At 67.3% G+C, this 26,629-nt stretch carries 20 protein-coding genes; 5 read left to right on the top strand and 15 right to left on the bottom strand.

Annotated elements, in window-relative coordinates; all coding sequences use genetic code 11:
• Nucleotides 1–9 precede the first annotated feature (9 nt).
• From LDO27_RS16780 to hemC, 3 genes are read right to left on the bottom strand one after another with little or no spacing between them, the layout of a single operon-like run.
• Nucleotides 10–1,200, bottom strand: a complete 1,191-nt coding sequence (locus tag LDO27_RS16780; RefSeq protein ID WP_222208020.1) for a heme biosynthesis protein HemY — start codon at nucleotides 1,198–1,200, stop codon at nucleotides 10–12.
• Nucleotides 1,201–1,203: 3 nt separating this feature from the next.
• Nucleotides 1,204–3,459: a fused uroporphyrinogen-III synthase HemD/membrane protein HemX gene (gene hemDX, locus LDO27_RS16775; protein ID WP_224042874.1), complete on the bottom strand. Its 2,256-nt coding sequence runs from the start codon at nucleotides 3,457–3,459 to the stop codon at nucleotides 1,204–1,206.
• A 9-nt stretch (nucleotides 3,460–3,468) separates the two neighbouring features.
• Nucleotides 3,469–4,467 carry a hydroxymethylbilane synthase gene (gene hemC / locus LDO27_RS16770; RefSeq protein ID WP_224042873.1) on the bottom strand — a complete coding sequence of 333 codons (999 nt, stop codon included), beginning with the start codon at nucleotides 4,465–4,467 and terminating at the stop codon, nucleotides 3,469–3,471.
• An 88-nt stretch (nucleotides 4,468–4,555) separates the two neighbouring features.
• Here hemC and ppc point away from each other — a divergent pair, with 88 nt between their 5' ends.
• The 5 genes from ppc (at nucleotide 4,556) to LDO27_RS16745 (ending at nucleotide 12,820) form a co-directional block, all read left to right on the top strand.
• The gene (ppc, locus tag LDO27_RS16765; RefSeq protein ID WP_224042871.1) at nucleotides 4,556–7,597 is read left to right on the top strand and encodes a phosphoenolpyruvate carboxylase; all 3,042 of its coding nucleotides are present in this window, start codon (nucleotides 4,556–4,558) and stop codon (nucleotides 7,595–7,597) included.
• 154 nt (nucleotides 7,598–7,751) lie between these two features.
• The gene (argH, locus tag LDO27_RS16760) at nucleotides 7,752–9,167 is read left to right on the top strand and encodes an argininosuccinate lyase (RefSeq protein WP_224042869.1); all 1,416 of its coding nucleotides are present in this window, start codon (nucleotides 7,752–7,754) and stop codon (nucleotides 9,165–9,167) included.
• A 176-nt stretch (nucleotides 9,168–9,343) separates the two neighbouring features.
• Entirely contained in the window at nucleotides 9,344–9,943 is a 600-nt protein-coding gene (locus LDO27_RS16755; RefSeq protein WP_222208031.1) for a TRAP transporter small permease subunit, read from the top strand.
• 12 nt (nucleotides 9,944–9,955) lie between these two features.
• A complete protein-coding gene (locus LDO27_RS16750; RefSeq protein WP_224042867.1) occupies nucleotides 9,956–11,650 on the top strand; it encodes a TRAP transporter large permease in 1,695 nt (564 codons plus the stop codon).
• A 201-nt stretch (nucleotides 11,651–11,851) separates the two neighbouring features.
• Nucleotides 11,852–12,820 carry an Rpn family recombination-promoting nuclease/putative transposase gene (locus tag LDO27_RS16745; RefSeq protein WP_224042865.1) on the top strand — a complete coding sequence of 323 codons (969 nt, stop codon included), beginning with the start codon at nucleotides 11,852–11,854 and terminating at the stop codon, nucleotides 12,818–12,820.
• Between the two features lie 94 nt (nucleotides 12,821–12,914).
• On the opposite strand, the gene LDO27_RS16740 is transcribed toward LDO27_RS16745, so the two are convergent.
• The 12 genes from LDO27_RS16740 to LDO27_RS16685 form a co-directional block, all read right to left on the bottom strand.
• On the bottom strand, nucleotides 12,915–15,176 hold the full coding sequence (locus tag LDO27_RS16740; RefSeq protein ID WP_222208037.1) for an arginine/lysine/ornithine decarboxylase: 2,262 nt from the start codon (nucleotides 15,174–15,176) through the stop codon (nucleotides 12,915–12,917).
• A 177-nt stretch (nucleotides 15,177–15,353) separates the two neighbouring features.
• Nucleotides 15,354–15,920 (bottom strand): dCTP deaminase, encoded by a 567-nt coding sequence (dcd, locus tag LDO27_RS16735; protein WP_222208039.1) that lies wholly within the window; start codon nucleotides 15,918–15,920, stop codon nucleotides 15,354–15,356.
• A gap of 135 nt (nucleotides 15,921–16,055) precedes the next feature.
• A complete protein-coding gene (locus tag LDO27_RS16730; protein WP_222208041.1) occupies nucleotides 16,056–16,886 on the bottom strand; it encodes a formate dehydrogenase accessory sulfurtransferase FdhD in 831 nt (276 codons plus the stop codon).
• A gap of 64 nt (nucleotides 16,887–16,950) precedes the next feature.
• Nucleotides 16,951–17,472, bottom strand: a complete 522-nt coding sequence (locus LDO27_RS16725) for a superoxide dismutase family protein (RefSeq protein ID WP_222208043.1) — start codon at nucleotides 17,470–17,472, stop codon at nucleotides 16,951–16,953.
• A 55-nt stretch (nucleotides 17,473–17,527) separates the two neighbouring features.
• Nucleotides 17,528–17,890 (bottom strand): hypothetical protein, encoded by a 363-nt coding sequence (locus LDO27_RS16720; protein WP_224042863.1) that lies wholly within the window; start codon nucleotides 17,888–17,890, stop codon nucleotides 17,528–17,530.
• Between the two features lie 81 nt (nucleotides 17,891–17,971).
• A complete protein-coding gene (locus LDO27_RS16715; RefSeq protein ID WP_377747488.1) occupies nucleotides 17,972–19,204 on the bottom strand; it encodes a formate dehydrogenase subunit gamma in 1,233 nt (410 codons plus the stop codon).
• 70 nt (nucleotides 19,205–19,274) lie between these two features.
• Complete coding sequence (locus tag LDO27_RS16710; protein ID WP_222208047.1) at nucleotides 19,275–19,508, bottom strand: hypothetical protein; 234 nt, start codon at nucleotides 19,506–19,508, stop codon at nucleotides 19,275–19,277.
• A complete protein-coding gene (gene fdh3B / locus LDO27_RS16705; RefSeq protein WP_222208049.1) occupies nucleotides 19,505–20,167 on the bottom strand; it encodes a formate dehydrogenase FDH3 subunit beta in 663 nt (220 codons plus the stop codon). The genes LDO27_RS16710 and fdh3B overlap by 4 nt, the downstream gene beginning before the upstream one ends.
• A gap of 15 nt (nucleotides 20,168–20,182) precedes the next feature.
• A complete protein-coding gene (locus tag LDO27_RS16700; RefSeq protein WP_224042861.1) occupies nucleotides 20,183–23,218 on the bottom strand; it encodes a molybdopterin-dependent oxidoreductase in 3,036 nt (1,011 codons plus the stop codon).
• A 60-nt stretch (nucleotides 23,219–23,278) separates the two neighbouring features.
• Nucleotides 23,279–23,488: a twin-arginine translocation signal domain-containing protein gene (locus LDO27_RS16695; protein WP_222208053.1), complete on the bottom strand. Its 210-nt coding sequence runs from the start codon at nucleotides 23,486–23,488 to the stop codon at nucleotides 23,279–23,281.
• Between the two features lie 185 nt (nucleotides 23,489–23,673).
• Complete coding sequence (locus LDO27_RS16690) at nucleotides 23,674–24,306, bottom strand: TorD/DmsD family molecular chaperone (protein ID WP_224042859.1); 633 nt, start codon at nucleotides 24,304–24,306, stop codon at nucleotides 23,674–23,676.
• A 59-nt stretch (nucleotides 24,307–24,365) separates the two neighbouring features.
• A complete protein-coding gene (locus LDO27_RS16685; RefSeq protein ID WP_224042856.1) occupies nucleotides 24,366–26,531 on the bottom strand; it encodes a 4Fe-4S binding protein in 2,166 nt (721 codons plus the stop codon).
• Nucleotides 26,532–26,629 lie beyond the last annotated feature (98 nt).

The raw sequence follows: 26,629 nt of genomic DNA, 5'->3' as shown, positions 1-26,629 counted from the left end.
TCCACGGGATCAGGACGCCAGCAACGCGCTTTCCCGGTAGTGCCGCTGCGCCTCGTCCGGCCGCTCGGTCTCCTCGAACAGCCGCGCGAGCGCCAGATGGGTGCGCACCCGCAAGCGGCGCTGCTCCTCGGGATCGGCGTAGTTCAGCGCGCGCTCGAAGCATGACTGCGCCTTGCCCCACAGCTGCTGGCGCAGGCAAAGCACGCCGAGCGTGTAGTACAGGTCCGCGTCCGCAGGATGCTGGACCAGCCATTTCTCGGCCTGCTGGATCAGCGGCAGGGCCTTGCCGGCCTCCGCGCAATCCGCGTAGCGCAGTACCAGACGACTGTCCCAGTTGACCCTGAGCGCCTCCTCGACGATCCGGCGGGCCTCCTGCTGGCGGCCCAGCGCCGAGAAATACCGTGCCGCGGGCTCGGCGATGCGGGCCGCGTGCCGCTCCTCGGCCGAGAGCGAGCGCCAGAACTCGTTCAGCGCCTGCGCGTCGTGGCGGCGCTCGTCGAGCAGCGCCTCGCAGGCCATCTGCTTGAGCCGCAGTGCCAGCACCGGATGCAGCGCGTTGCGCTTTTCGAGCGAGCGTGCAAGGCGCAGCACTTCGGACCAGTTCTTCAGGTGCTGGTGCGCCCGCAGCGCAATGCGCTGCACCTGGATCTGCCGGCCGCCCTGCGCCTGCAATTGCGCGATGGTCTCCAGCGCGCCCTCGGCGTCGCGGTTGTCGGCCAGCATTTCGGCCAGCGACACGAGCCGGGCCTGCTCGCGTTCGGGCGCGGTGACCTGGCCAAGCCAGGCGTCGCGCCGTTCGCTCTCCTGCATGCGGTGGGCGGCCATGGCACCGATTAGCGCGGCGGTCTGCGCCTGTTCCGGCCATACCTGGGCTTCGCGCGCGGTGCGCTCCGCGCGGGCGAAGCGGCCGGCGAACAGGTTCTCGATCGACTCGCGCAGCGACGACTGCGCCTTCAGCATGCGGTTGCGCTCGCGATAGGCGGCGGCGCGCCGCGGCATCTCGGACAGATGGCGGACCGTGGACAGGATGGTCCACAGCACGAAGAACACCAGCAGCAACAGCGCAAGCGCCAGATTCAGCGACAGTTCGATCCGATACGGCGGATAGAACAGCACCAGATTGCTCTGGTTGAATTGGGTGAACAGCGCCAGACCGACGGCGCCTCCGAACAGAACCGCTACCCAGAACAGAAGCCGCATGCGCTACTCCTTCTTGAGCGCATGGAGCGCACCGAGGCTTTCCGCCATGGTCGGCAGCTGCACCGTGACGGCGCCGGCCTGGGCCTGCTTGAGCAGCGTCTGCACGCCCTGCACACGGCGCGACTTGGTATCGAAATAGCGCGAGATCATGGCCTGCGCCGCGGCCAGGTCGTTGCGGAACACCGGTTCGTTGCGCGACAGCAGTGCGAGGCGCGCGTTAAGCAGGCGCAGCTTGACGTTCTCGCGCAGGAACCAGCCCTGGTCGCCGCTGAGCAGCAGCGCCTCCGAGTCGTCGACGCGACGCACCCGGATTACCTGCATGAATTCGTCGCGCACCGTTTCCCACAGGCCCGCGAACCAGCGGCTGACCGGATTGCCGGCGTCCGCGGCGGCTGGTGCGCTGGCCGGCGTGCGTGCGGCGGCCTCGCTGCGCTCGAGCATCCGTTCGCTGGAGAGCAGCGGCAGCAGGTCGACCTGGTTGATGGCCTCGTCCAGCTTGATGGCGGCGCCGGTCAGGTCGGTATCGGGCACCGCCTTCATGCGGGCAATATCGCGTGCAATGGCCCGGCGCAGCAGGTTGTACTGCGGCTTGTCCGAACGGGCCAGCCGCATGTCGGCGCTTTGCAGGGCCGACAGGGCGACCTGCACGTTGCCGGTGAGCTGCAGCTGCTGGCCGGCATTGGTCAGCAGCTGCTGGATCTCGGCAACTTCCCAATCATCGCGGTTGCGCATCAGGTCGTGATAGACCTGCTCCAGCGCGGCCTGCTTGTCGCGCGCCTCGCCCACCTGCGCTTCGAGTCCGCCCACCTTGGCCTGCATTTCCTTGACCAGTTCCTGGGCCTGCCGCGACAGCACGCGCGTTTCCTGCACGAGGGCGTCGTTGGTCTGCTGGCGGCGGGCCAGTTCGTCCGTCAGCCGGTCCACACGCTGCTGCAGCCACCAGAAGGCACCGGCAAGCGCGACCAGCATCACGGCCAGCACCAGCCAGCCCCACGGAAAGCGGCCAGCCCCGGCCGCGCGCGCAGTGGCCGGGCCGGACGGCGGAATGGGGGGCGGCGTGGCGCCCGGCGAGGGCGCGGAGGTGGAGGTAGTGTTGTCTTGCGTCACGCGATCGACCTTCGTTGACGGGGTGGGCGATGGGGCCGCGGCCGTGGCGGCTGCGGCCGGCGGTTCGGCGTGCGGGGGCGGCATCGTGGCGGGCGCGGCATTCCCCGGGCGCGGTTGCGGTTGCGGTTGCACCTGCACGGCGGTCGCGGCGATGGCCGGGGCGGCGACTACCGCGCCGGTCGCCGGACTGCCTTCCCCGTCGACCGCGGCATCGGGCATCGCGGGCGCCTTCACGGCGAACTGCTCGGGCGGCGCGATATGCGGCGCGGCCCACTGCAGGCAGGCGGCGAGCAATCCGTCGTCGCCCGGCGCGGCGCGAACCACGCGGCCGAAGCCCAGCGCGGCGGCCTGCTCCGCGATGCGGGCATGGGGCGCGATGCACGGCGCCTCGCGCAGCCGGGCGAACTCGCCCTCTTCGAGGTGCTCGCGCGCCAGCGTGTCGAGATTGCGCACCGCTTCGGAACTGGTCAGCAGCCACGCATGCGGCGCGGCTTCGGGCTTCAGGCTTTCGCGCACCGCATGCCATTGCATGGCGCCGGGGATCGGCATGCTGCGTCGATACGCTTCGACCGCGTGCACCTCGGCGCCCGCCGCGCGCAACTGGTCGGCCAGCCAGTCCCGTCCGCCGTTGCCGCGCACGATGAGCACGCGGCGCCCGGCCAGCGTGGCGGGCTCGAGCTGCGCCCACAGGGCTTCGGAATCGAAGCGCGAGCCAGCGCCATTGCCTTCGGGATCGCCGGCGTGCGGCTGGGCAGCGGTATCGACCTCGGCATCCTGGGACATCTCGATGGAGGCCCCCGCAGGGGCGATGACCCGATGGCCGGGCGCCGCGATGCCGCGTTCGGCCAGTGCCGCGACGCTCGCGGGCCCGACCACGGCGACCGGCACGCCGGCCGGCCATGCCGCGACCGCCACGCCCTGCACCTGGGCCAGCGCATCGAGCGCATAGGCAATGGCATTGGGGCTGACGAACACGGCCAGCGCGAAATCGTCGAGGCGCGCGAGCGCCTCGCGCAGCGGGCCTTCGTCAGCCGCGGGGCCGATGGTCAGCAACGGGAAGCTCAGCACGTCCACGCCGGCGGCCAGCAGCGCCTCGGTCAGTTGCCGGGACTGCCCGGCGGGTCGTGTCACAACGACGGTCGGGCGGGGCATGGGCTGGCCTCAGGCAGGAGCTTGCGGGGACGTATCGCCGGACAGCGATGACAGGATCGCGCTGGCGCCTTGCGCCACCAGGTCGCGGGCCACTTCGCTGCCCAACCGCTCGGCCGCCTCGCCGTCGGCGACGGCAGCGTCGGCGCGTGCGTGCAGCGCGCGGCTGCCATCGGGCATGGCGACGAACGATTCGAGCGCGAGGCGATCGCCTTCCCAACGAGCGTGCGCGGCGAGTGGCACCTGGCACGAGCCGCCGAGCGCGCGGGACACCGCGCGCTCGGCGCGCACGGCCAGCGCCGTGGGGGCGTGATTCAGGGGGGCGAGCCAGCCGGCGAGCTCAGGGCGGCCGGAGCGGATCTCGATGCCCAGGGCGCCCTGCCCCGCAGCCGGAAGCGATGCGTCGGGCTCGATCACCGCGCGGATGCGCGCGCCCAGGCCAAGGCGCTTGAGGCCGGCGGCCGCGAGAATGATGGCGCCGTACTCGCCGCGGTCCAGCTTGGCCAGCCGCGTATCGAGATTGCCGCGCAGGGGCCGGATCACCAGGTGGGGATAACGCGTGCGCAGGGCCGCCTCGCGGCGCAGGCTGGAGGTCCCGACCACGGTGCCGGCCGGCATGTCGGCCAACGACGCGAAGGCGTTCGACACCAGCGCATCGCGCGGATCCTCGCGCTCCATGACCGCGGTCAGCACGAAGCCTTCCGGCAGCTCCATCGGCACGTCCTTGAGCGAGTGCACGGCGAGATCGGCGCGGCCCTCGGCCATGGCGATCTCCAGTTCCTTGACGAACAGGCCCTTGCCTCCGACCTTCGACAGCGTACGATCGAGAATCTGGTCGCCGCGCGTGGTCATGCCAAGAATGGACACATCGCACGCGGGATAGTACTGTTGCAACGCAGCACGCACGTGCTCCGCCTGCCAAAGGGCGAGGCGGCTCTCGCGCGACGCGATGACGAGCTTGCGCGGCGCGCCGGCCGTCTGCGGGGAAGTCTGGATAGCGGAATCTTGCATTCCGCGAATGTTAGCACGCACCTCCAGCGCTTCTTGCCGCCGCCGGCGCCGCACAACAACAGACTGGACGAGACACAGAGGAGATGGCATGACCCAGCCCGCCGCGCGCCCTTCGGGACGACGGAACGCATCCGCCCCGGCCCAGCAGAGGCCCACCACGCCACACGAACCGTCGGCCCCGGCCGCGCCCGATGCCCCTCCGGCGCCTCGCCGCAGGGCAGCAAAATCCGTCTCCGCCGAGCCGGCCGCCGCCCCCCGCCGCGCGCTCGTGCATCTGGAGTCGGTGCCCGATGCGGGCGCGGCCGCCCCGGCGCGTCGCGCCGCCGACAAGGACCTGCCGCTGCGCGACGACATCCGCTTCCTTGGCCGCCTGCTTGGCGACGTGCTGCGGGAACAGGAAGGCGAGGCGGCCTTCGACCTGGTCGAGACGATCCGTCAGACCGCCGTGCGCTTCCGCCGCGAGGACGACCGCGCCGCCGCGGCCGAACTGGACCGCCTGCTCAAGCGCCTGTCGCGCGACCAGACCAACTCGGTGGTGCGCGCCTTCAGCTACTTCTCGCATCTGGCGAACATCGCCGAGGACCAGCACCACAACCGCCGCCGCCGGGTGCATGCGCTGGCCGGCTCGCCGCCGCAGCCCGGCAGCATGATGCATGCGCTGCGCGCGATCGACGCCGCGGGCGTCACCGGCAAGACGCTGCGCAAGTTCTTCGACGAGGCGCTGATCGTGCCGGTGCTGACGGCGCACCCGACCGAGGTCCAGCGCAAGAGCATTCTCGATGCCCAGCGCGAAATCGCCCGGCTGCTGGCCGAGCGCGATCTGCCGATGACCGCGCGCGAACGCGACCACAACACCGCGCAGCTGCGCGCCAAGGTCACGACGCTGTGGCAGACCCGCATGCTGCGCAACACGCGGCTGATGGTGGTCGACGAGATCGAGAATGCCCTGTCCTACTACCGGACCACCTTCCTGCGCGGCATTCCGCAACTGATGAGCGAGCTGGAGGAGGACATCGCCACGGTGTTTCCCGCGGGCCGCCGCAACCGCGACGTGCCGGCGCCGCTGCCGCCCTTCTTCCAGATGGGCTCGTGGATCGGCGGCGATCGCGACGGCAATCCCAACGTCACCGCGCAGACGCTGGAACACGCCGCATGCGAGCAATCGCGGCTGATCCTGGAGTGGTACCTGGACGAACTGCATGCGCTGGGCGCCGAACTGTCGATGTCGACGCTGATGGTGGATGCGAGCGCCGAACTGCTGGCGCTGGCCGACGCCTCGCCGGACCACTCGGACCACCGCGCGGACGAGCCCTACCGGCGCGCGCTGATCGGCATCTACGCGCGGCTCGCCGCCACCAGCGAACGCCTGACCGGGCACGCGGCGCGGCGCCATGCCGTGGCCGAGGCCCAGCCCTACGCCAATGCCGAAGCGCTGGCCGCCGACGTGCAGATCGTGATCGACTCGCTGCGCGCGCACCACGGCGGCGCGCTGGCGCGCTCGCGCATCGATGCGCTGCAGCGGGCGATCGGCATCTTCGGCTTCCACCTGGCCTCCATCGACATGCGCCAGGTCTCGGACGTGCACGAAGCCGTGATCGCGGAACTGTTCGCGGCCGCGGGCGTGGAGAGCGACTATGCCGCGCTGCCCGAAGACCGCAAGCTCGAACTGCTGCTTGCCGAACTGCGCCAGCCCAGGCTGCTGACGCTGCCCTGGCACGAGTATTCGGAACAGACACGCGGCGAACTGGCGGTGCTGGCGATGGCGCGCGAGCTGCGCCAGCGCTATGGCGCCCGAGTGGCGCGCAATTACATCATCTCCCATACCGAGACGTTGTCCGACCTGGTCGAGGTGATGCTGCTGCAGAAGGAAACCGGCATGCTGCGCGGCGCGCTGGGCAGCAAGCGCGACCCCGCACGCATGGAGCTGATGGTCATTCCGCTGTTCGAGACCATCGAGGATCTGCGCAACGCCCCGGGCATCATGCAGGCCCTGCTCGAGCTGCCCGGGTTCGACGCGATGCTGGCGCACCAGGGCGACGAGCAGGAAGTGATGCTCGGCTATTCCGACTCGAACAAGGACGGTGGCTTCCTCACGTCGAACTGGGAGCTGTACAAGGCCGAACTGGCGCTGGTGCAGCTGTTCGAGGAACGCAGGATCAAGCTGCGGCTCTTCCATGGCCGCGGCGGCACGGTCGGACGCGGTGGCGGCCCCACCTATCAGGCCATCCTGTCGCAGCCTCCGGGCACGGTCAACGGCCAGATCCGGCTGACCGAGCAGGGCGAGATCATCAACAGCAAGTTCGCCAACCCGGAGATCGGCCGGCGCAACCTGGAGACCGCGATCGCCGCCACGCTGGAGGCCTCGCTGCTGCCGACGCAGAACGCGCCCAAGGACCTCGCCTCGTTCGAAGACGTGATGCAGCGCCTGTCGGACCACGCGTTCCACGCTTACCGCGACCTCGTCTACGAGACCCCGGGCTTCAAGGACTACTTCTTCGCGACGACGCCGATCACCGAGATTGCCGACCTGAACCTCGGCTCGCGCCCCGCCTCGCGCAAGCTGATGGACAAGAAGAACCGCCGCATCGAGGACCTGCGCGCGATTCCCTGGGGCTTTTCCTGGGGCCAGTGCCGGCTGCTGCTGCCGGGCTGGTACGGCTTCGGCAGCGCGGTGCAGGCGCTGCTGGACCAGGCGGCCGACGACAAGGCGCGCAAGGCGGTGGTGGCCACGCTGCGCCGCATGGTCAAGACCTGGCCGTTCTTTTCCACGCTGCTGTCCAATATGGACATGGTGCTGGCCAAGACCGATCTGGCGGTGGCCTCGCGCTACGCACAGCTGTGCGAGGACAAGGCGCTGCGCAAGACGGTATTCGCGCGCATCAGCGCCGAATGGCACCTGAGCTGCGAGATGCTGGCGCTGGTGACGGGCAAGCACGAGCGGCTCGCCGACAATCCACTGCTGGCCCGCTCGATCAAGAACCGCTTCGCGTATCTGGATCCGCTGAACCACCTGCAGGTGGAACTGCTCAAGCGCTACCGCTCGGGCCGGGACGACGACGACATCCGGGTGCGACGCGGGATTCACCTGACCATCAACGGCATCGCGGCCGGCCTGCGCAACACCGGCTGACGCCCGCGCGGCGATCGCCACCCAGGCACCGGCGTGGGGCCGGTGCCTGGGCGATATAATCCCGGCTTTCCGCCGTTTCGGCGATTTTCGTCATTCCCGCCGCCGGACCGCCCATGCGCGCCGGCGTGGCGTTCAACCGCACACCCCGAACACCATGACCTCCCAACTTGCCAAGAAAGGCGAAGCCTGGTCCGCCCGCTTCTCCGAACCGATGTCCGACCTGGTCAAGCGCTACACCGCCTCGGTGTTCTTCGACAAGCGGCTGGCGCTGTTCGACATCCAGGGTTCGCTGGCCCACGCCGCCATGCTGGCGCGCCAGGGCATCATCGCCGAAGCCGACCGCGCCGAGATCGAACGCGGCATGACCCAGATCCGCGGCGAGATCGAAAGCGGTGCCTTCGAATGGAAGCTGGATCTGGAAGACGTCCACCTCAATATCGAGGCGCGGCTCACGGCGCTGGTGGGCGATGCCGGCAAGCGGCTGCACACGGGCCGCTCGCGCAACGACCAGGTCGCCACCGACATTCGCCTGTGGCTGCGCAGCGAAATCGACGCGATCATCGGCCTGCTCGGCGCCCTGCGCGGAGCGCTGCTGGATCTGGCGGAGAAGAACGCGGACACCATCCTGCCCGGCTTCACGCACCTGCAGGTGGCCCAGCCGGTCACCTTCGGCCACCACCTGCTCGCCTATGTGGAAATGTTCACGCGCGACGCGGAGCGCATGGCAGATGCCCGCAAGCGCGTCAACCGCCTGCCGCTGGGCGCCGCCGCGCTGGCCGGCACCAGCTATCCGATCGACCGCGAATCGGTGGCGCGCGACCTGGGCTTCGATGGCGTGTGCCGCAATTCGCTGGACGCCGTGTCCGATCGCGACTTCGCCATCGAGTTCTGCGCGGCCGCCGCGCTCGTCATGACCCACGTCTCGCGCTTCTCCGAGGAACTGGTGATCTGGATGAGCCCGCGCGTGGGCTTTATCGACATTGCCGACCGCTTCTGCACCGGCAGCTCGATCATGCCGCAGAAGAAGAACCCGGACGTGCCCGAACTCGCGCGGGGCAAGACGGGCCGCGTCAATGGCCACCTGATCGGCCTGCTGACCCTGATGAAAGGGCAGCCGCTCGCGTACAACAAGGACAACCAGGAAGACAAGGAGCCGCTGTTCGATACGGTCGACACCGTCGCGGACACGCTGCGCATCTTCGCCGACATGGTGCACGGCATCTCGGTCAAGCCCGAAGCCATGCGCGCCGCGGCGCTGCAAGGCTACGCCACGGCCACCGACCTGGCCGACTACCTGGTCAAGAAGGGCCTGCCCTTCCGCGACGCGCACGAGGCCGTCGCCCATGCCGTGCGCGCCTGCGACGACCGCCGCTGCGACCTGGCCGACCTGAGCGTGGAAGAACTGCGCCAGGCGACCGGCCTGGGCGACAAGGCCGCCCTGATCGCGGACGACGTCCACGCCGTGCTGACGCTGGAAGGCTCAGTGGCCGCGCGCAACCACATCGGCGGCACCGCGCCGGATCAGGTCCGTGCCGCCATCGCGGCCGCGCGACAGGCGCTCAACGGCTGAGTTCGCACGTTCGCTGTCGTTCTGCCCCGGCCTGGTGCCTGGGCGGAACGGCGTCCCGCAACGGGGCGCCAGGATTGGGAAAAATGTGACGGATTGGGGATTCACCCTAGCGATGCCTCGGCTGTAAGGCCGTAAACTGTCGCGCCACCTCTGTCTTCCCAATCTAGGACGATCACATGTCTCTCCTCATGAGGTTTTCACGGCTTATCGACGCCGTGAACGATTTCGTCGGGAGGTGGGCGAAATGGCTGATCCTGCTGGCCGTACTGGTCTGCGCGGGCAACGCCATCATCCGCTACACCTTCAGCATCAGCTCAAACGCCTGGCTCGAACTCCAGTGGTACATGTTCGCCGGCGTCTTCCTGCTCGGCGCCCCGTACACATTGCGCAAGGACGAACACGTCCGCATCGACGTGATCGCCGGGCGGTTCTCCGAGCGCACCCAGGTGTGGATCGACATCTTCGGCATCCTGCTGTTCATGCTGCCCATCTGCGCCGTGATCCTGTGGCTGTCCTGGCCCTATTTCTGGCTGTCCTACGTCGGCCATGAAATGTCCGGCAATGCCGGCGGCCTGATCCGCTGGCCCGCCAAATTCCTGATCGTCGCCGGCTTTTTCCTGCTGATCCTGCAGGGCGTTTCCGAGCTGATCAAGCGCTTCGCGTACCTGAAGGGCCTGCTGCCGTTCACGGCATTCCGCAAGCACGCGTCGAACCCCGCCGAAGAGATCGCCGCGATTGCCGAAGCCAATCGCATCGATCCGACGCCGAAACCATAACAGGGGCGCACGATGACGCAATTCCTGATCGCGAACATGGCGCCGATCATGTTCGCCTCGCTGGTGGTATTCCTGCTGTCCGGCTTTCCGATCGCCTTCGCCCTGGCCGCCAACGGTTTGCTGTTCGCCTTCGTGGGCATCGAACTGGGCATGCTGCCGCCCACCTTGCTGCAGGCGCTGCCGAGCCGGGTGTTCGGCATCATCGAGAACGACACGCTGCTGGCGATTCCGTTCTTCACCTTCATGGGCCTGGTGCTGGAGAGATCGGGCATGGCGGAGGACCTGCTCGATACGATCGGCCAGCTGTTCGGTCCCATTCGCGGTGGCCTGGCCTATGCGGTGATCTTCGTGGGCGCGCTGCTGGCGGCGACCACCGGCGTGGTGGCGGCCTCGGTGATCTCGATGGGCCTGATCTCGCTGCCGCTGATGCTCAAGTACAACTACGACAAGCGGCTGGCGTCGGGCGTGATCGCGGCATCGGGTACGCTGGCGCAGATCATTCCGCCGTCGCTGGTGCTGATCGTGCTGGCCGACCAGCTGGGACGCTCGGTGGGCGACATGTACAAGGGCGCTTTCGTGCCGGGCCTGGTCCTGACCGGCTTGTACATGGCCTACGTGATGCTGGTGACGATCATCAAGCCCGCCGCGGCGCCCGCGCTGCCGCTGGAGGCCCGCGTATTTCGCGAGCCCAGCGGCAAGAGCGGCGCGATGTCGGTGCTGGTCCTGACCGCGCTGGCCGTGGCCGTGGGCGTGGCGGTGGATCTGACGTACAAGCCGGAGGCCCCGCTGGACGAGCGGCTGGTCATCTCGGTCGGCGCGGCCATCTCCTTCGCCTTCGTCGTCGCGGTCGTCAACAAGGCGCTCAAGCTCAAGATGCTGTCGGCCATGGCGGAGAAGGTGACCTTCGTGCTGATCCCGCCGCTGGCGCTGATCTTCCTCGTGCTGGGGACGATCTTCATCGGCGTGGCGACTCCCACGGAAGGTGGCGGCATGGGGGCGCTCGGCGCCGTGATCCTGGCGATGATGAAGCGCCGCCTCACCTTCGGCCTGACGCAGCAGGCGATGGAATCGACGCTGAAGCTGTCCGCCTTCGTGATCTTCATCCTGATCGGCGCCCGCGTGTTCTCGCTGACGTTCTACGGCGTGGACGGGCACCTGTGGGTGGAGCATCTGCTGACCGCCCTGCCCGGCGGCCAGACCGGCTTCCTGATCGCGGTCAACGTGCTGTTCTTCCTGCTGGCGTTCTTCCTGGACTTCTTCGAGCTCGCCTTTATCCTGGTGCCGCTCGTCGGCCCGGTGGCGGACAAACTGGGCATCGACCTGATCTGGTTCGGCGTGCTGCTGGCGGTCAACATGCAGACCTCGTTCATGCACCCGCCGTTCGGCTTCTCGCTGTTCTATCTGCGCTCGGTCGCGCCGCGGGCGGTGAAGACCTCGGATATCTACTGGGGCGCGGTGCCGTTCGTGGTGATTCAGCTGATCATGGTCGCACTGATCATCATCTTCCCGGGGTTGGTCAATATTGGCACGCAGAAGCCACAGGACAGGAGCATCACGCGGGACCTGAACGTCGACTTCGGCACCACGACGCCCGCGGCCCCCGCGGCGCCCGCGGCACCGCCCGCCGGTGGCGGACAGCTCGAATTGCCGGCGGCGCCGGCGGAATCGGAGCCGGCCGCGCCGCAGTTCGAGTTCCAGAAGAAGTAGGCGGCATGCAGCCCGCCCTCAGCGAGGGCTGAAGGAGGCCGGGATCCGCGGATGCGGGTTCCGGCTTTTTTTTCCGCCGCCGTTCTCCTCGCCTTCCCGGCGGAATGCGATAGGCACGTCACCTTGGCGGAAGCCCGCAGCGTCCCCTCGCGGCATGGTTGCGCCATCGGCGGTTGGTCGCCGACTTCTCCGACGGCGCCCATGTCAAAAGACGATGCCTGCTACAAGCTCCTGTTCTCCCACGCTGAACCGGTCCGCGATCTGGTGCTGGGCTTCGTTCCCGACCCTTGGCTCGAAAGCCTCGACTATTCGACGCTGGAGAGGGTGCCTGGCAGCTATGTCACCGACGACCTGCGCCAGCGGGCAAGCGACGTGGTGTGGCGCGTCAGGGCCAACGGCGACTGGATGTATCTGTATCTGCTGATCGAGTTTCAGAGCACCGTCGATCCGTACATGGCCGTACGAATGATGACCTACGTTGGCCTGCTGTATCAGAGCCTCATCAGGGAATCGAACGTGCCGGCCGGGCGGAAGCTTCCGCCGGTGCTGCCGATCGTTCTCTACAACGGCGAGGCAACATGGACGGCGGCCACCGATATCGCCGACATGATCGTGCCCGTGCCGGGCCTCGTCATGAAGTACCAGCCCCGGCTCGCCCATCTGGTGATCGAGGAAAATCGCTACACCGACGCGGAACTGGCGCCGATGAAGAACCTGGCCGCCTGCATGATGCGCCTAGGACACGTCAACACCCAGGATGCCGTGATACAACTGGTTGACCAACTGCACCAGTGGATCGGCAGCGATTCCGAACTGAGCAGGACTTTTGCATTGTGGATCCGTGGGGTAATCTCCCAACAGATCGGACGCACTCTGCCGCTAACCGAAGCCAACGATCTGGGGAGCTTGAAAATGTCGATTGGTCAGCGTTTTGAGCAATGGGCCCACGAGCATGAAGACCGTGGCATGCGCAAAGGTTTGGAACAGGGTTTTGAACGCGGTGTCCGGGAAGGCCGGGCGCAAGCGCTATGCTCCGTGCTAGGGATGCGCTTCGGCCGGCTGCCGCCGGAGATCCAGCTGCGTATCGACACCGCATCTGCACAGCAGATCGATGTCTGGTTCGAACGCTTCCTGGCAGCCGACTCCCTCAAGGAAATCTTCCGCCCTTAGTCCTTGCCAGCGTGGGACCAAAAAAACGCGGACACCGCAACGGTGTCCGCGTTTTTCGTTGGCTGGCTGCGGGACGATGGCTCGCGCCCGGCCGTTACTTCACGCAGTCGACGAAATACACCCGCTTGCCGTCCACCTCCTCGGCCACGAGCCCATGGATGTCCGTCTCGAAGCCGGGGAACAGCTCGTTGAACTCGCGTGCGAACTTCAGATACTGGACGATGGTCCGGTTGAAGCGCTCGCCCGGGATCAGCAGCGGGATGCCCGGCGGATACGGCGTCAGCAGGATAGCGGTGACGCGGCCCTCCAGTTCGTCCACGGGCACGCGCTCGATCTCGCGGTGGGCCATCATCGCCCACGCGTCGGACGGCTTCATGGCCGGCTCCATGTCCGACAGGTACATCTCGGTGGTCACCCGCGCCACGTCGTTGGCCTTGTAGACGCTGTGGATCGCGTCGCACAGGTCGCGCAGGCCGAGCCGCTCGTACTGCGGGAAGCGGCCGACGAACTCCGGCAGCACGCGCCACAGCGGCTGGTTCTGGTCGTAGTCGTCCTTGAACTGCTGCAACTCGGTCACCAGCGAATTCCAGCGGCCCTTGGTAATGCCGATGGTGAACATGATGAAGAACGAGTACAGCCCGGTCTTCTCGATGATGATGCCGTGCTCGGCCAGGTACTTGGTCACGATGGCGGCCGGAATGCCGCGCTCGCTGAACTCCCCGTCCACGTCCAGCCCCGGGGTGATGATGGTGGCCTTGATAGGGTCGAGCAGGTTGAAGCCGTCCGCCAGGTCGCCGAAGCCGTGCCAGCGGTCATTGGCCTCGAGGATCCATTCCTCGCGGTCGCCGATGCCATCCTCGATCAGCGCGTCCGGGCCCCACACCTTGAACCACCAGTCGCCGTTGTTGCCGGCATCGTAGTCGCCCTCGACCTTGCGCATCGCGCGGCGGAAGTCCATCGCCTCCTGGATGCTTTCTTCCACCAGCGCGGTCCCGCCGGGCGCTTCCATCATGGCCGCGGCAACGTCGCACGAGGCGATGATGGAGTACTGCGGGCTGGTCGAGGTATGCATCAGGTAGGCCTCGTTGAAGCGGTAGCGGTCCAGCTTGCGCGTCTCGGAGTCCTGCACCAGGATTTGCGACGCCTGCGACAGGCCCGCGAGCAGCTTGTGGGTGGACTGGGTGGCGAACACCAGCGCGTCCTTGCTGCGCGGGCGGCCGCGGCCGATCGCGTGCATGTTGCGATAGAAGTCGTGGAAGGCCGCGTGCGGCAGCCACGCTTCGTCGAAGTGCAGCGTGTCGATCTCGGACGCCAGCATCTCCTTGATCTGCTCGGCGTTGTACAGCACGCCGTCGTAGGTACCCTGCGTGATGGTCAGGATGCGCGGCTTCTGGTTCTTGGCCTGGCTGGCGAACGGATGCGCGGCGATCTTGCGGCGGATGGTCTCCGGATCGAACTCGCTCTTCGGAATCGGGCCGATGATGCCGTAGTGGTTCCGCGTGGGCATCAGGAACACCGGAATGGCCCCGGTCATCATGATCGCGTGCAGGATGGACTTGTGGCAATTGCGGTCCACCACCACGATGTCGCCCGGCGCCACGTTGGCGTGCCAGACCATCTTGTTCGATGTCGACGTGCCGTTGGTGACGAAGTACATGTGGTCCGAGTTGAAGATGCGCGCGGCATTGCGCTCGGACGCGGCCACCGGCCCCGTGTGGTCCAGCAGCTGGCCCAGCTCGTCCACGGCGTTGCAGACGTCGGCGCGCAGCATGTTCTCGCCGAAGAATTGGTGGAAGACCTGGCCCACCGGGCTCTTCAGGAAGGCGACGCCGCCGGAATGGCCGGGGCAGTGCCACGAGTACGAACTGTCCTGCGCATAGTCGATCAGCGCCTTGAAGAACGGGGGCGCCAGCGAGTCCAGGTAGACCTTGGCCTCGCGGATGATATGGCGGGCCACGAACTCCGGCGTGTCCTCGAACATATGGATGAAGCCGTGCAGTTCGCGCAGGATATCGTTGGGGATATGGCGCGAGGTACGGGTCTCGCCGTACAGGAAGATCGGCAGGTCGCTGTTGCGGCGGCGCACTTCCACCACGAAGGCGCGCAGCTTCTCGATGGCGGCGGCCTCCGGCTCGTCGGCACCGCTGGCGAACTCGTCGTCGTCGATGGACACGATAAAGCTGGAGGCGCGGCTCGACTGCTGGGCGAACGAGGTCAGGTCGCCATAGCTGGTCAGGCCCATCACCTCCATGCCCTCGGCCTCGATGGCCTGCGCCAGCGCGCGGATGCCCGAGCCGGAGATGTTCTCGGAGCGGAAGTCTTCATCGATGATGATGACGGGGAAGCGGAATTTCATCGGGCATCCTTGATCGACATAAAAGGACTTGAGCCACATGGCCCGCGGCGGCTAGCTCGCCGCGAGGCATGTGGCTCCAACTTCAGGGGGCCCGGACATCGGATGGTCCGGGCATCAGAGCGGCTCGCTGGCCGCGCGCGGCAAGGCGTCCACGCCTTCGCCGGCATTGTATTGCACTCAGGTTTTCGGCAGCGTGACACCATGCTGGCCCTGGTACTTGCCGCCGCGGTCGCGGTACGACGTCTCGCAGACCTCGTCGCTTTCGAAGAACAGCACCTGCGCGCAGCCTTCGCCCGCGTAGATCTTGGCCGGCAGCGGCGTGGTGTTCGAGAACTCCAGCGTCACGTAGCCCTCCCACTCCGGCTCGAAGGGCGTCACGTTGACGATGATGCCGCAACGCGCATACGTGCTCTTGCCCAGGCAGATGGTCAGCACGCTGCGCGGGATGCGGAAGTACTCCATGGTGCGGGCCAGCGCGAAGGAGTTCGGCGGGATGATGCAGACGTCGCCCTTGAAGTCGACAAACGATTTTTCGTCGAAGTTCTTGGGGTCGACAATGGTGCTGTTGATATTGGTGAAGATCTTGAACTCGTCTGCGCAGCGGATATCGTAGCCGTAGCTCGACGTGCCGTAGGACACGATCTTGCGCCCGTCCTGTTCACGGACCTGGCCCGGCTCGAACGGCTCGATCATGCCATGCTGCTCCGCCATGCGGCGGATCCACTTGTCGGACTTGATGCTCATAAGGTGTCGGGTGAACGGATGAGGGGCGCGCGGCGCAGGGAACGACAGGACGGGCCGGAACGGCTGGCGCGCAATGGGCCGCATTGTACAACCAATATCTGCCCGCTCCGGAAGGCCCCGGCCCGGGACGATCGCTCAGGCCACCGCGGCCTGCGCCTGGTTGTGGCGGAAGCGCTGGCGGCCGGTATAGAGCAGGAAGTGCTTGCCGGTGCAGCGGGCAAACAGCGTCAGGTTCACGCGCCGGGCCATCTCGTAGCCCATCTGCGTCACGCCAGAGCGCGAGAGCAGGAATGGGATGCCCATCTGCGCGCCCTTGATGACCATCTCCGAGGTCAGACGGCCGGTCGTGTAGAAAATCTTGTCGCCGCCGCCCATGCCCTCGAGCCACATGCGCCCCGCGATGGCGTCCACCGCGTTGTGGCGGCCGACATCCTCGACGAACATCAGCAGCTCGCGTCCCTGGAACAGCGCGCAGCCGTGGACGGAGCCGGCCTGCTTGTAGACCGACTGCTGGAGCCGGATGGTATCGACGATGCTGTACAGCGTGTCCTGGTCCAGCATCGCGTCGTCCGGCAGGCGGATGCTGTCCACCTCGTCGAGCAGCGAGCCGAACACGGTGCCCTGCCCGCAGCCGGTGGTGACGACCTTGCGCGAGGTGCGCTCCTCGATGCGGTCCACGCCGCCGCGCGTGGTGACCGCGGCCGATTCCGTTTCCCAATCGACCTGGATCGCGGCGATGTCCTCGATCGATTCGACCAGCCGCTGGTTGCGCAGATAGCCCAGCACCAGGGCCTCGGGCGCGCCGCCCAGCGTCATCAGCGTGACCAGTTCGCGCTTGTCCAGGTAGACCGTCAGCGGGCGCTCGCCGGGCAGCCATGCCGAGCGCACGCGACCCTGCTCGTCGACCACTTCGACCTCTTCGATCAGCGGAACGGCGGCTTGGGTGAGTTCGGGACGCAGAGGCATGGGAAAGTGGAAAAGGACTTCGCCCGGAAAGGGAGGGACCGGCGGCGAGCCGGTCCGATGCCCGTCAGGACTTGGCGATGACGCCGCAGGCGATGCGGCCGCCGGAGTTGCCGGTGGGCTGGGTCTTGTAGTCGTCGGGGTCCTTGTGGACCACCGCGGCGCGGCCCACGACGCTGTTCGGTCCGGGTGCCACCGTGACGCCGGTCAGGTGGAACGTGGCTTGGGCCCGCCCGTTGGCGTCGGCCTTCAGGTTCGGCATGTCGCCGGCGTGGTGTTCGGGAGCGGAACTGGAGCCGTGCGGCTTGCCGCCGGGATTGAAGTGGCCGCCTGCGCTCATCGCGTCCGGTGCCGAGCAGTCGCCCTTCTCGTGCACGTGGAAGCCATGCTCGCTGTTGGGCGAGAGGCCTGTCACCTCGGCCTTCACCATGACATGGTCGCCATGCTGGGTGAACGTCACCGTGCCTTGCGTGGCCGAGCCGCTCTTGGGTGCCAGCTTGGCCGACGCCGATTCACCGCCGCCCATGCCCATGTGCGAGCAGCCAGCCAGGGTGCCCACGATTGCCAGACCGAAAAGTACGCGTTTCATGCAGAACCTCCTCTCGCGGTGTTGTCCGCGGGGATTGTACCGCCCATCCACCCGCTCAGCGCGCCGCGGCCGAACTCTTCTGGGTGGAAGGCGCGCCGACGGGGGCGGTCAGGGGGCCGCCGGCGGTCTTGGCCGCGTCGGCCACTGCCGGTGCGTCGAACGGGCCCGGGTCCGCGCACGGCGCGGTCGGCACCGGAGCCGGCACGTCCTTGCCCTTGGACTTCATGCCGCCAAGATAGCGTGCCGCGGCACGTTCCTGGGCGCGGCACAGCTGGTAGGCGGCGACCTTGTCCGACCAGGCGGTCTTGGCCTTGGCCTGCTCCGCCTTGAGCTGCTGGGCCTCGGTGGGCGGGGGCAGCTTGGCCAGCGCGGCAGCGCTGCCGAGCGACAGAGCGACGGTAAGGAGGGTGCGGATCATCTCAGGGTCCTTGTTATTGTCGTTGCGCCCGCGAACGAAGGGGCGCCGAAGCGCCCCTCTTGGCTCAGGGCGCGGGGATGCTCATGCCTCGGTCGTGCGCGCCGACGCCGTGCCGTCGCGGGGAACGGTGCGCTGCGCCGGAATCTTGCCGGCCTTGATATCGTCGTACCACAACTCGTGGTGCTCCTTGGCCCAGGCCTCGTCCACGTAGCCGTCGCGCATCGCGCGATAGGCGCCTTCCATGCCGACCGTACCCATGTAGATATGGCCGAAGGAGATCGCCATCATCACGATCGCGGCGATGCCGTGGATCACGTTGGCGATCTGCATCGTGGAACGGTAGTAGTCCATGCCCGGCACGATCATGTCCAGCACCCAGCCGGAGGCCGACACGATGAGTCCCAGCAGGAACAGGCCGCCCCAGAACCATGCCTTCTCGCCGGCGTTGAAGCGCCCGCTCGGCACATGCTTGCCCGACACGATGCCGCCCAGGCTGGTCACCCAGCGCACGTCGTCGCGGCTTGGCAGGTTGTCGCGCACGAAGATGACGAAGCCGACGATCAGCGACAGCGTGAAGACCGGCCCCACCAGGTTATGGACGTTCTTCAGGAGGTAGGTCAGCCAGCCGAACAGCGTGTGCCCCATCAGCGGCAACAGGAAATGCTTGCCGAACAGCATCACGATGCCCGAGACCGCCAGCACGACGAAGGCGATCGCCATGGTCCAGTGGACGATGCGCTCCAGCGGCGTGAAGCGCTCGATCATGCGGCCGGTGCGCGGCGACTTCAGCGGGATGGTGCCCTTCCAGACGAAGAACGCCAGGATGGCGGCAGGCACCAGCACCAGCAGCCAGCCACCCCACACCGTGATCACGCCGTTGCGGAACAGGCGCCATGACTGGCCGGTACGCTGGATCAGCACGCCCGCTTCCTTGTCCGGCAGGCTGCTGTAGTGCCGCTGGTCCGAATTGATCTCGCGCCAGACCGGCGCATTGTTGCCGGGCTGCGTGACGGTGCGCGACTGCTGCTCGCGGGCCTCGGCCGCGATATCCCGCTGCGGCACGTCGAAGATGTTCTGCGAGGCGATGCCCGCCAGCGGCTGCGACGGGTGGGTCGCCGGGTTGTTGGTGTCCGCCGTCGAACCGACGGTCGGCTGCATCGTCTTCGGCGGCGCCGACTGCGCAGCTTCCTTCACCGCGGGCTGAGCCGCCGGTTCCGATTGCGCCAGCGCGCCGCCCACCGGCGCGAGCAGCGCCAGCGCGCAAGCGGCGGCGGCCATGCGGCCCGACAGCGCCGGAATCAGCTTGGCGATCATGTGCACTCCTTCGGACTGCGGACACCGGCTGGGCCGGCGCCACGGATCCTGACTGGGTCCAGGCAGGTCCTCATTGGATCCGCTTGTATTCGTTCTGGTACTGGTTGCGCTCGCGGATCTGGTTGTGCCAGCTGGTCTGGTCGCCCGCCGTCCACCCCTTCACCACATAGGGATCGTTGGGCGCGCCCTGCCACGACTGCGCATCGGACTTCTTGTGCGAGGCGCTGATGGTCTGCGGCTTTTCTCCACAGCCGGCGAGCGCCATCGCGCCGCCAGCGAGCAGCATCAGGACGGTGGCTTTCATGACGGCTGGCCTCCGGTCGGCGCGGGGGTGCCTGCCGGTGCGGGGCTGACGGCCGCGCCCTGTCCGTTGGTCGGCTTGCCATACGCGGTGCCCCAGCCGAACACGTCGCCGCCGGTGCCGCGCTTGATCACACGATTGCGCAGGATGTCGGCGATCACATCGCCGTCGCCGCCGAGCAGCGCCTTGGTCGAGCACATCTCCGCGCACAGTGGCAGCTTGCCTTCCGCGAGGCGGTTGCGGCCGTACTTGTCGAACTCGGCCTCGGAGCCGTTGGCTTCCGGACCGCCCGCGCAGAACGTGCATTTGTCCATCTTGCCGCGCACGCCGAAGGTTCCGGTGCTCGGGAACTGCGGCGCGCCGAACGGGCAGGCGTACGAGCAGTAGCCGCAGCCGATGCAGACGTCCTTGTCATGCAACACCACGCCGTCGTCCGTGCGGTAGAAGCAGTCCACCGGGCAGACCGCCATGCACGGCGCGTCCGAACAGTGCATGCACGCGACCGAGATGGACTTTTCCGCGCCCTGGACGCCGTCGTTGACGGTGACCACGCGGCGGCGGTTGACGCCCCAGGGAACCTCGTGCTCGTTCTTGCAAGCGGTGACGCAGCTGTTGCATTCGATGCAACGCTCGGCGTCACAGATAAATTTCATGCGTGCCATTGTCTTTCCCCGCCCTTATGCGAAACGCTCGATCTGGCAAATGGTGGTCTTGGTTTCCTGCATCATGGTCACCGAGTCATAGCCGTAGGTTGTGGCGGTGTTGACCGCCTCGCCCCGCACGATGGGCATCGCGCCTTCGGGGTAGTAGTCCTTCATGTCCTTGCCCTGCCACCAGCCGGAGAAGTGGAACGGGATGAATGCCGTGTCCTCGCCGACGCGCTCCGTCACCAGGGCGCGCACCTTCAGGCGCGCACCGGTCGGCGTCGACACCCAGCAGTAGTCGCCGTTGCGGATGCCGCGGGCCGCGGCGGCGCGCGGATTCACCTCGACGAAGTTCTCCTGCTGCAGCTCCGCCAGCCACGGGTTCGAACGGGTTTCCTCGCCGCCGCCCTCGTACTCCACCAGACGGCCCGACGTCAGGATGATCGGGAATTTCTCATAGAGCTTGTTCTCGATGTTGCGCTGCTGCACCGACTTGTACAGCGTCGGCAGGCGCCAGAACGCCATCTTGTCGTCGTGGGTCGGGTACTTGGCGACCATGTCGGGTCGCGTCGAGTACAGCGGCTCCCGGTGCTGCGGGATTGCATCGGGGAAGTTCCACACCACGGCACGCGCCTTGGCGTTGCCAAACGGATGGCAGCCATGGTTCTTCATGACGACGCGCTGGATGCCGCCGGACAGGTCGGTCTTCCAGTTCTTGCCTTCCGCGGCCTTCTTCTCGGCGTCGGTGAGTTCGTCCCACCAGCCCAGCTTCTTCAGCAGCACGTGGTCGAATTCGGGATAGCCGGTCGTGATCTCGGCGCCCACGGAATGCGAGCCGTCCTCGGCCAGCAGCGACACGCCCTCGCGCTCCACGCCGAAGTTCGCGCGGAAGTTGCCGCCTCCGTCCATCACGTGGCGGGTGGTGTCGTACAGGTTCGGCGAGCCCGGGTGCTTCAGTTCCGGCGTGCCGTAGCACGGCCACGGCAGCCCGAAGTAGTCGCCCGTGATGTCATAGCCCGTGGCCGCGTCCTTGCCGCCTTTGCAGCGCAGCGTCTTCACGTCGAACATATGCATGTTGCGCATATGGGCCTTCAGGCGCTCCGGCGACTGGCCGGTGTAGCCGATGGTCCAGTTCGAGCGGTTGATCTCCCGCAGGATCGATTCCACCTCGGGCTCGGCCCAGGTGCGGCCCGCGCGCTTGACCTCGATCATCTTGTAGTGCTTGGACAGCTCCTTGCCAAAGCCGAGCTTGTCGGCGAAGGCCTGCATGATCGTGTGATCGGGCATCGATTCGAACAGCGGCTCGATGACCTTCTCGCGCCATTGCAGCGAGCGGTTGGACGCGGTGCACGAACCCGAGGTCTCGAACTGCGTCGCGGCCGGCAGCAGGTAGACCGCGCGGTTCGGATTGACCTTGTCGCCCTCGGCCGGCGGCATGTTGGCCATGGCCGCGGTCGCCGACGGGTACGGGTCGATCACCACCAGCAGGTCCAGCTTGTCCAGCGCCTTCTTCATTTCCAGGCCGCGCGTCTGCGAGTTCGGGGCATGGCCCCAGAAGAACACGCCGCGCACGTTGTTGTCCTGGTCGATCAGCTCGTTCTTCTCGGTGACGATGTCGATCCAGCGCGATACCGTGGTACCGGACTTCTCCATCATCGCCTGCGAGACGTACTGCTTCTTGATCCACTCGTAGTCGACGTCCCACACCGCCGCGTAGTGCTTCCAGGCGCCGGTCGCCAGGCCGTAGTAGCCCGGCAGCGAGTCCGGGTTCGGGCCGACGTCGGTCGCGCCCTGCACGTTGTCGTGGCCGCGGAAGATATTCGCGCCGCCACCGGACACGCCGATATTGCCCAGCGCCAGCTGCACCAGGCACGACGCGCGCACGATGGCATTGCCGATCGTGTGCTGGGTCTGGCCCATGCACCACACCAGCGTGCTGGGACGGTTCATGGCCATGGTCTCGGCGACCTTGAACACCTGCGCCTCGGGCACGCCGCAGACTTCCTCGACCTTGTCCGGGGTCCACTTGGCGAGGACTTCCTCGCGGACCTTGTCCATGCCATAGACGCGGTCGTTGATGTACTTCTTGTCTTCCCAGCCGTTCTGGAAGATGTGGTACATCACGCCGAACAGGAAAGCGATATCGGTGCCCGAGCGAATGCGTACGTACTGTTCCGCCTTGGCGGCCGTGCGGGTGTAGCGCGGATCGACCACGATCACTTTGCAGCCGTTTTCCTTGGCGTGCAGCAGATGCAGCATCGACACGGGGTGCGCTTCGGCCGCGTTCGAACCGATATACAACGCCGCCTTGGCGTTCTGCATATCGTTGTACGAGTTCGTCATCGCGCCGTAGCCCCAGGTATTCGCCACGCCCGCCACGGTGGTGGAGTGGCAGATACGCGCCTGGTGGTCGGTATTGTTGGTGCCGAAGAACGACACCCACTTGCGCAGCAGATACGACTGCTCGTTGTTGTGCTTGGACGAGCCGACGAAGAACATCGAATCCGGGCCGGTCTCCTGGCGGATTGTCTTCATCTTCGCCGTGATCTCGTCGAGCGCCTGGTCCCAGCTGATGCGCTGGTACTTGCCGTTGACCAGCTTCATCGGATACTTCAGGCGGTATTCGCCGTGGCCGTGCTCGCGCAGCGCCGCGCCCTTGGCGCAGTGGGCACCCATGTTGATGGGCGAATCGAACACCGGCTCCTGCCGTACCCACACGCCGTTCTGCACCACGGCATCGACCGCGCAGCCCACCGAGCAGTGGCCGCAGACCGTGCGGCGCACCACGATATCGCCGCCGCCGGTGCCGGCGGCCTTGCCGTCGGCCGCATCGGCCTTGCGGATCAGGTTCAGCTGCGATGCCGCCAGGCCGGCGCCCACGCCAATGCCCGAGCGCTTCAGGAAGCTGCGGCGGTCCATGGTCGGCATCGCGCCGGCCAGGCTGGCGGACAGCCGCGCCGACAGGCGGCCGGCAGAAGACGTTGCGGCGGTATGTGCCCGGGCAACCAGCGCGTCAGCGGATTGCGTGGATGCGCCGGCCTGCGCCGCACGCTTGCGGGTCAAGATCATGTCGTCTCACCTCAGAGTCGAACGAAAGCGGAAAAACGCCGCGTATCAACGCGGCGCCGATCACACCAGCGTCGTTCGGTAGTACTTTCGAATGTGTTCTGAAACCCGGTAGCCCTTGCTGTCGCTGGGCTCGACCTCCGGGAGGGAGGCCACGGGTGTAGGCGCGGACGGAACGCGCGAGGTCAGGGCCGCGGTGCCGGCGGCGGCGGCAACAACGCCTGCGCCAGCCAGAAAATGACGACGTGCGACCCGATGCTGTTTCTCTTTCATGTGGGGCTCCTCGGTAATGACCTACCGATTACCAATCTAGTTATGTATTGTTTTGCGTATTCTAGATTGATATGAAACGAAAGACCATGCTAACCACGGGTTTTTCCTTACTTTGAGCAACGTTCCGCGTTGCACAAATCCTTGACAGCGCGACGCGATTTTGATTAACCGCTCGCCGCGATGCATCAATTCATTTCCAGTGCCACCGCCTCGACCGCGACGAACGCCTTGAGCAATTCCGCCGCGCTCGCATAGAAGCGCGCCTGCGGGTGATTGGCGATGGTGTCGCACAGCGTCTCGGCCCAGGGCTGCACATGACGGGCAAAAAAACGCTGCTGCTCGCCCAGGTTGGACACCGACAAATCGTCGCCGGCCACCAGGAAGCGCATCACCTCGCATAGCGTGGCGATATGGTCCTCGGTCTCGCTGACATCGTCGTGGCGCTCCAGCCCGTAACGCGCCAGATCCTCGCGCAGCGCCACCAGCGGCCGCTCGTTCAGAAAGCCCGCCACGTAATACGAGCCATAGAGAAAGACGTCCGGCTTGCCGACCCCGACGAACAGCCGCTGGTATTCGTCGTCGGCCTCGGCCGCGCTCGTGGTCGAGGCCGCGTCGCACAGCCCGTTCCAGGCATGCCCCAGCGGCGTCGCCGCGTCCTCGTCCGCCGCACGGTTCGCAGCGATATGGTGCAGCATCGCCGCATCCGGCGCCCGGTAGAACAGCGTGGCAAACAGGCCGTATAAATCGGCGCGGGCGGTGTCTTCGGCCTGCTCCGTCGGCGCGGGGGCGGTCAGCTGGATGGGCTGGAAATCGGTCATCTCGTGATGGTTGCGTGCTGATGGAAACAGGACACGGCGCCCAAAAGGCGCCGTGTACCTTACTGCAGGGTCGCGCCGGTGGCGGCGCCGCTGTCTTTTTCGACCATGTCGACGACCCGGCAATCGCTGCACATGCGCAGCCGGTCCGCCGCCGCCCCGGCGAAGGCCGGGTGGCTCGCCAGCCGGGCCAGCATCGCGTTGACCATCTGGGCGGTGCCGAACGGCTTGGCGCAGCGAATGCAATGGAACGGCTTGGTCTCGTTGAGGGTGACCACGCGGCGCGCCTCCTCGGTGGCGACCAGCCGGGGCACCAGCGAGATGGCGTCCTCCGGACAGGTGCTCTCGCACAGGCCGCATTGCACGCAATTGCGCTCGAGGAAGGCCAGCACCGGGCGGTCAGCGTTGTCGCGCAGGGCCTGCGAGGGACAGGCACCCACGCATGCCATGCACAGCGTGCAGCGCTGCGTATCGACCGCGACGGCGCCCAGCGGCGCGCCCGCGGGCAGCGGCACGCTAATGGCCGGCACGGGGGCGTGGCGCATCAGATGATCGACCGCGAAGCCCAGGGTTTCGCGCTTGGCCGCCGCGGCGCGGAAGCCCGCCACCTCGACGGTGGCGCGGTTGGGCCGCAGGGCCGCCAGCTGAACGTCGAGCGTGGGGACGTCCGGCGCCTCGACCAGCGACAGGAACTGGCCGCGATACCCAAGGCCTTCCAGGATGGCTTGTCCCACCGCCATCTGCTCGGCCAGCGCGGCGCGATATTGCGGGGCCTCGTCGCCGGTCAGCATCACCGCGACGCGGTCCGCGCCCCAGCACAGCGCGGCCAGCCACAGTTCCAGGCCGACGGAGGCCGGATGGAACACCGGGACGGGGATCACGTTGGCCGGAATGCCCTGGGCCTGGCCCGCGCGCGCGGCACGGCCCAGTGCCAGGATCGGCGCGTTGCCGTATTCCTCGCCGTGCAGCATCAGCACGGCGTCGCGCCCGCCGGCGGCGCGGTACGTCGAGAGCAGCGTGCGCAGCCGCTCGCCAAAATAGTCGGGCTTCGGATAGGCGTAGCTGATGGCGCCGGTCGGGCAGACGGTCGTGCAGGCGCCGCAGCCCATGCACAGGTTCGGCGCGACCTCGATGCGGCCCTTGCCGTCGCGCCAGTCCGAACGGATGGCCTCGGCGGAGCAAATGTCGATGCAGGCGCTGCAGCCGGTGGTCTGGTTGCGGCCGTGCGCGCAGATCGATTCCTTGTACTGGAAGAATTTCGGCTTCTCGAATTCGCCCACGAGCTGGACCAGCGTCAGCGCAAGCGCCTGCTGGCGCGCGGCGTCGGCGCCCGCATGCAGGTAACCCTGCGGCGGCGCGTGCATGGCAAAGGCGGGCGCGTCGTTCAGGTCGAAGACCAGGTCGAAGCGCTCCGTGACGGTGGCGGCCGGGCGGTCGAAATCGATCGCGGCCGCGGCGCCGCAGGCCTTGACGCAGGCACGGTTCGCATCACAGCGTGACAGGTCGATCTGATAAGTGAAGTCGATCGCGCCCTCGGGACAGGCATCGATGCAGGCATTGCAGCGTGTGCACAGGTCCAGGTCGATCGGATTGCCGCGCCCCGCCCCGGTCTCCCACGACGCCTCGAAGGCGCCGAGCCAGCCGTTCAGGCCGGCAAGCCGGCCGCTGTAGACCGGATAGGCGCGCTCGGCGGGTTGCGCCGCGCCGCCCGAGTGCGGCTTGCCGGCGTCGGTCAGCAGCACCGACACTTCCAGCGGAGATTCGGCCAGCTTCGCCGCCCACGGCAGCGCGCGGGCCGCCGGGCCCAGCACCAGGACATTGCCGCCCGAGCGGTAGTCGACCACCGGCACCGGCTCCGGATCGGGCAGCGCCGCGGCCGCCAGCAAGGCGGCGATCTTGGCGTTGGCGGTCTTGGGATCGCGCCGCGCGCCTTGCGACCAGCCGCCGGTTTCCCGGATATTGACGAAGCGCACCGGCGCGGTGACCACGCCGCGCGCGGCGGTCTGGGCGGCGACCTCGGTAAACAGCTGGCGTTCCTGGGTGCAGGCCACGATTACATCGTCCGCGCCATCCAGCGCGGCGGTGAAATCGCCGATCTCGCGGCGGCACAGCAGGCGGTGCACCTTGGTCGGTGGCTGGGTCGTCGAGGAACCAGTGGGGGATTTGCCCGACAGCGCCGCCCCGTCAAGCGGCATCGTGTCGTTGCAATTGCAGATCAGGGTTGGCATCGGTACTACTGCTTGCCGGTTCGTCCGCCCGCCTCTTCAGGGCGGGTCCGCGGTCCGGCGGTTTTGTGGGGATGGCTATTGTAGGGCCGCGAAGGCCC

This window comes from Cupriavidus respiraculi (genome assembly GCF_914271545.1).
In the GTDB taxonomy this organism is placed as follows: domain Bacteria; phylum Pseudomonadota; class Gammaproteobacteria; order Burkholderiales; family Burkholderiaceae; genus Cupriavidus; species Cupriavidus respiraculi.
Note: the sequence above shows the minus strand (reverse complement) of the source record. Positions and strands in the feature narration are given on the sequence as shown.

Coding starts and splice junctions, on each gene's coding strand:
- LDO27_RS16780 (WP_222208020.1), bottom strand. CDS start 1,200: ATGCGGCTTCTGTTCTGGGTAGCGGTTCTGTTCGGAGGCGCCGTCGGT.
- hemDX (WP_224042874.1), bottom strand. CDS start 3,459: ATGCCCCGCCCGACCGTCGTTGTGACACGACCCGCCGGGCAGTCCCGG.
- hemC (WP_224042873.1), bottom strand. CDS start 4,467: ATGCAAGATTCCGCTATCCAGACTTCCCCGCAGACGGCCGGCGCGCCG.
- ppc (WP_224042871.1), top strand. CDS start 4,556: ATGACCCAGCCCGCCGCGCGCCCTTCGGGACGACGGAACGCATCCGCC.
- argH (WP_224042869.1), top strand. CDS start 7,752: ATGACCTCCCAACTTGCCAAGAAAGGCGAAGCCTGGTCCGCCCGCTTC.
- LDO27_RS16755 (WP_222208031.1), top strand. CDS start 9,344: ATGTCTCTCCTCATGAGGTTTTCACGGCTTATCGACGCCGTGAACGAT.
- LDO27_RS16750 (WP_224042867.1), top strand. CDS start 9,956: ATGACGCAATTCCTGATCGCGAACATGGCGCCGATCATGTTCGCCTCG.
- LDO27_RS16745 (WP_224042865.1), top strand. CDS start 11,852: ATGTCAAAAGACGATGCCTGCTACAAGCTCCTGTTCTCCCACGCTGAA.
- LDO27_RS16740 (WP_222208037.1), bottom strand. CDS start 15,176: ATGAAATTCCGCTTCCCCGTCATCATCATCGATGAAGACTTCCGCTCC.
- dcd (WP_222208039.1), bottom strand. CDS start 15,920: ATGAGCATCAAGTCCGACAAGTGGATCCGCCGCATGGCGGAGCAGCAT.
- LDO27_RS16730 (WP_222208041.1), bottom strand. CDS start 16,886: ATGCCTCTGCGTCCCGAACTCACCCAAGCCGCCGTTCCGCTGATCGAA.
- LDO27_RS16725 (WP_222208043.1), bottom strand. CDS start 17,472: ATGAAACGCGTACTTTTCGGTCTGGCAATCGTGGGCACCCTGGCTGGC.
- LDO27_RS16720 (WP_224042863.1), bottom strand. CDS start 17,890: ATGATCCGCACCCTCCTTACCGTCGCTCTGTCGCTCGGCAGCGCTGCC.
- LDO27_RS16715 (WP_377747488.1), bottom strand. CDS start 19,204: ATGATCGCCAAGCTGATTCCGGCGCTGTCGGGCCGCATGGCCGCCGCC.
- LDO27_RS16710 (WP_222208047.1), bottom strand. CDS start 19,508: ATGAAAGCCACCGTCCTGATGCTGCTCGCTGGCGGCGCGATGGCGCTC.
- fdh3B (WP_222208049.1), bottom strand. CDS start 20,167: ATGGCACGCATGAAATTTATCTGTGACGCCGAGCGTTGCATCGAATGC.
- LDO27_RS16700 (WP_224042861.1), bottom strand. CDS start 23,218: ATGATCTTGACCCGCAAGCGTGCGGCGCAGGCCGGCGCATCCACGCAA.
- LDO27_RS16695 (WP_222208053.1), bottom strand. CDS start 23,488: ATGAAAGAGAAACAGCATCGGGTCGCACGTCGTCATTTTCTGGCTGGC.
- LDO27_RS16690 (WP_224042859.1), bottom strand. CDS start 24,306: ATGACCGATTTCCAGCCCATCCAGCTGACCGCCCCCGCGCCGACGGAG.
- LDO27_RS16685 (WP_224042856.1), bottom strand. CDS start 26,531: ATGCCAACCCTGATCTGCAATTGCAACGACACGATGCCGCTTGACGGG.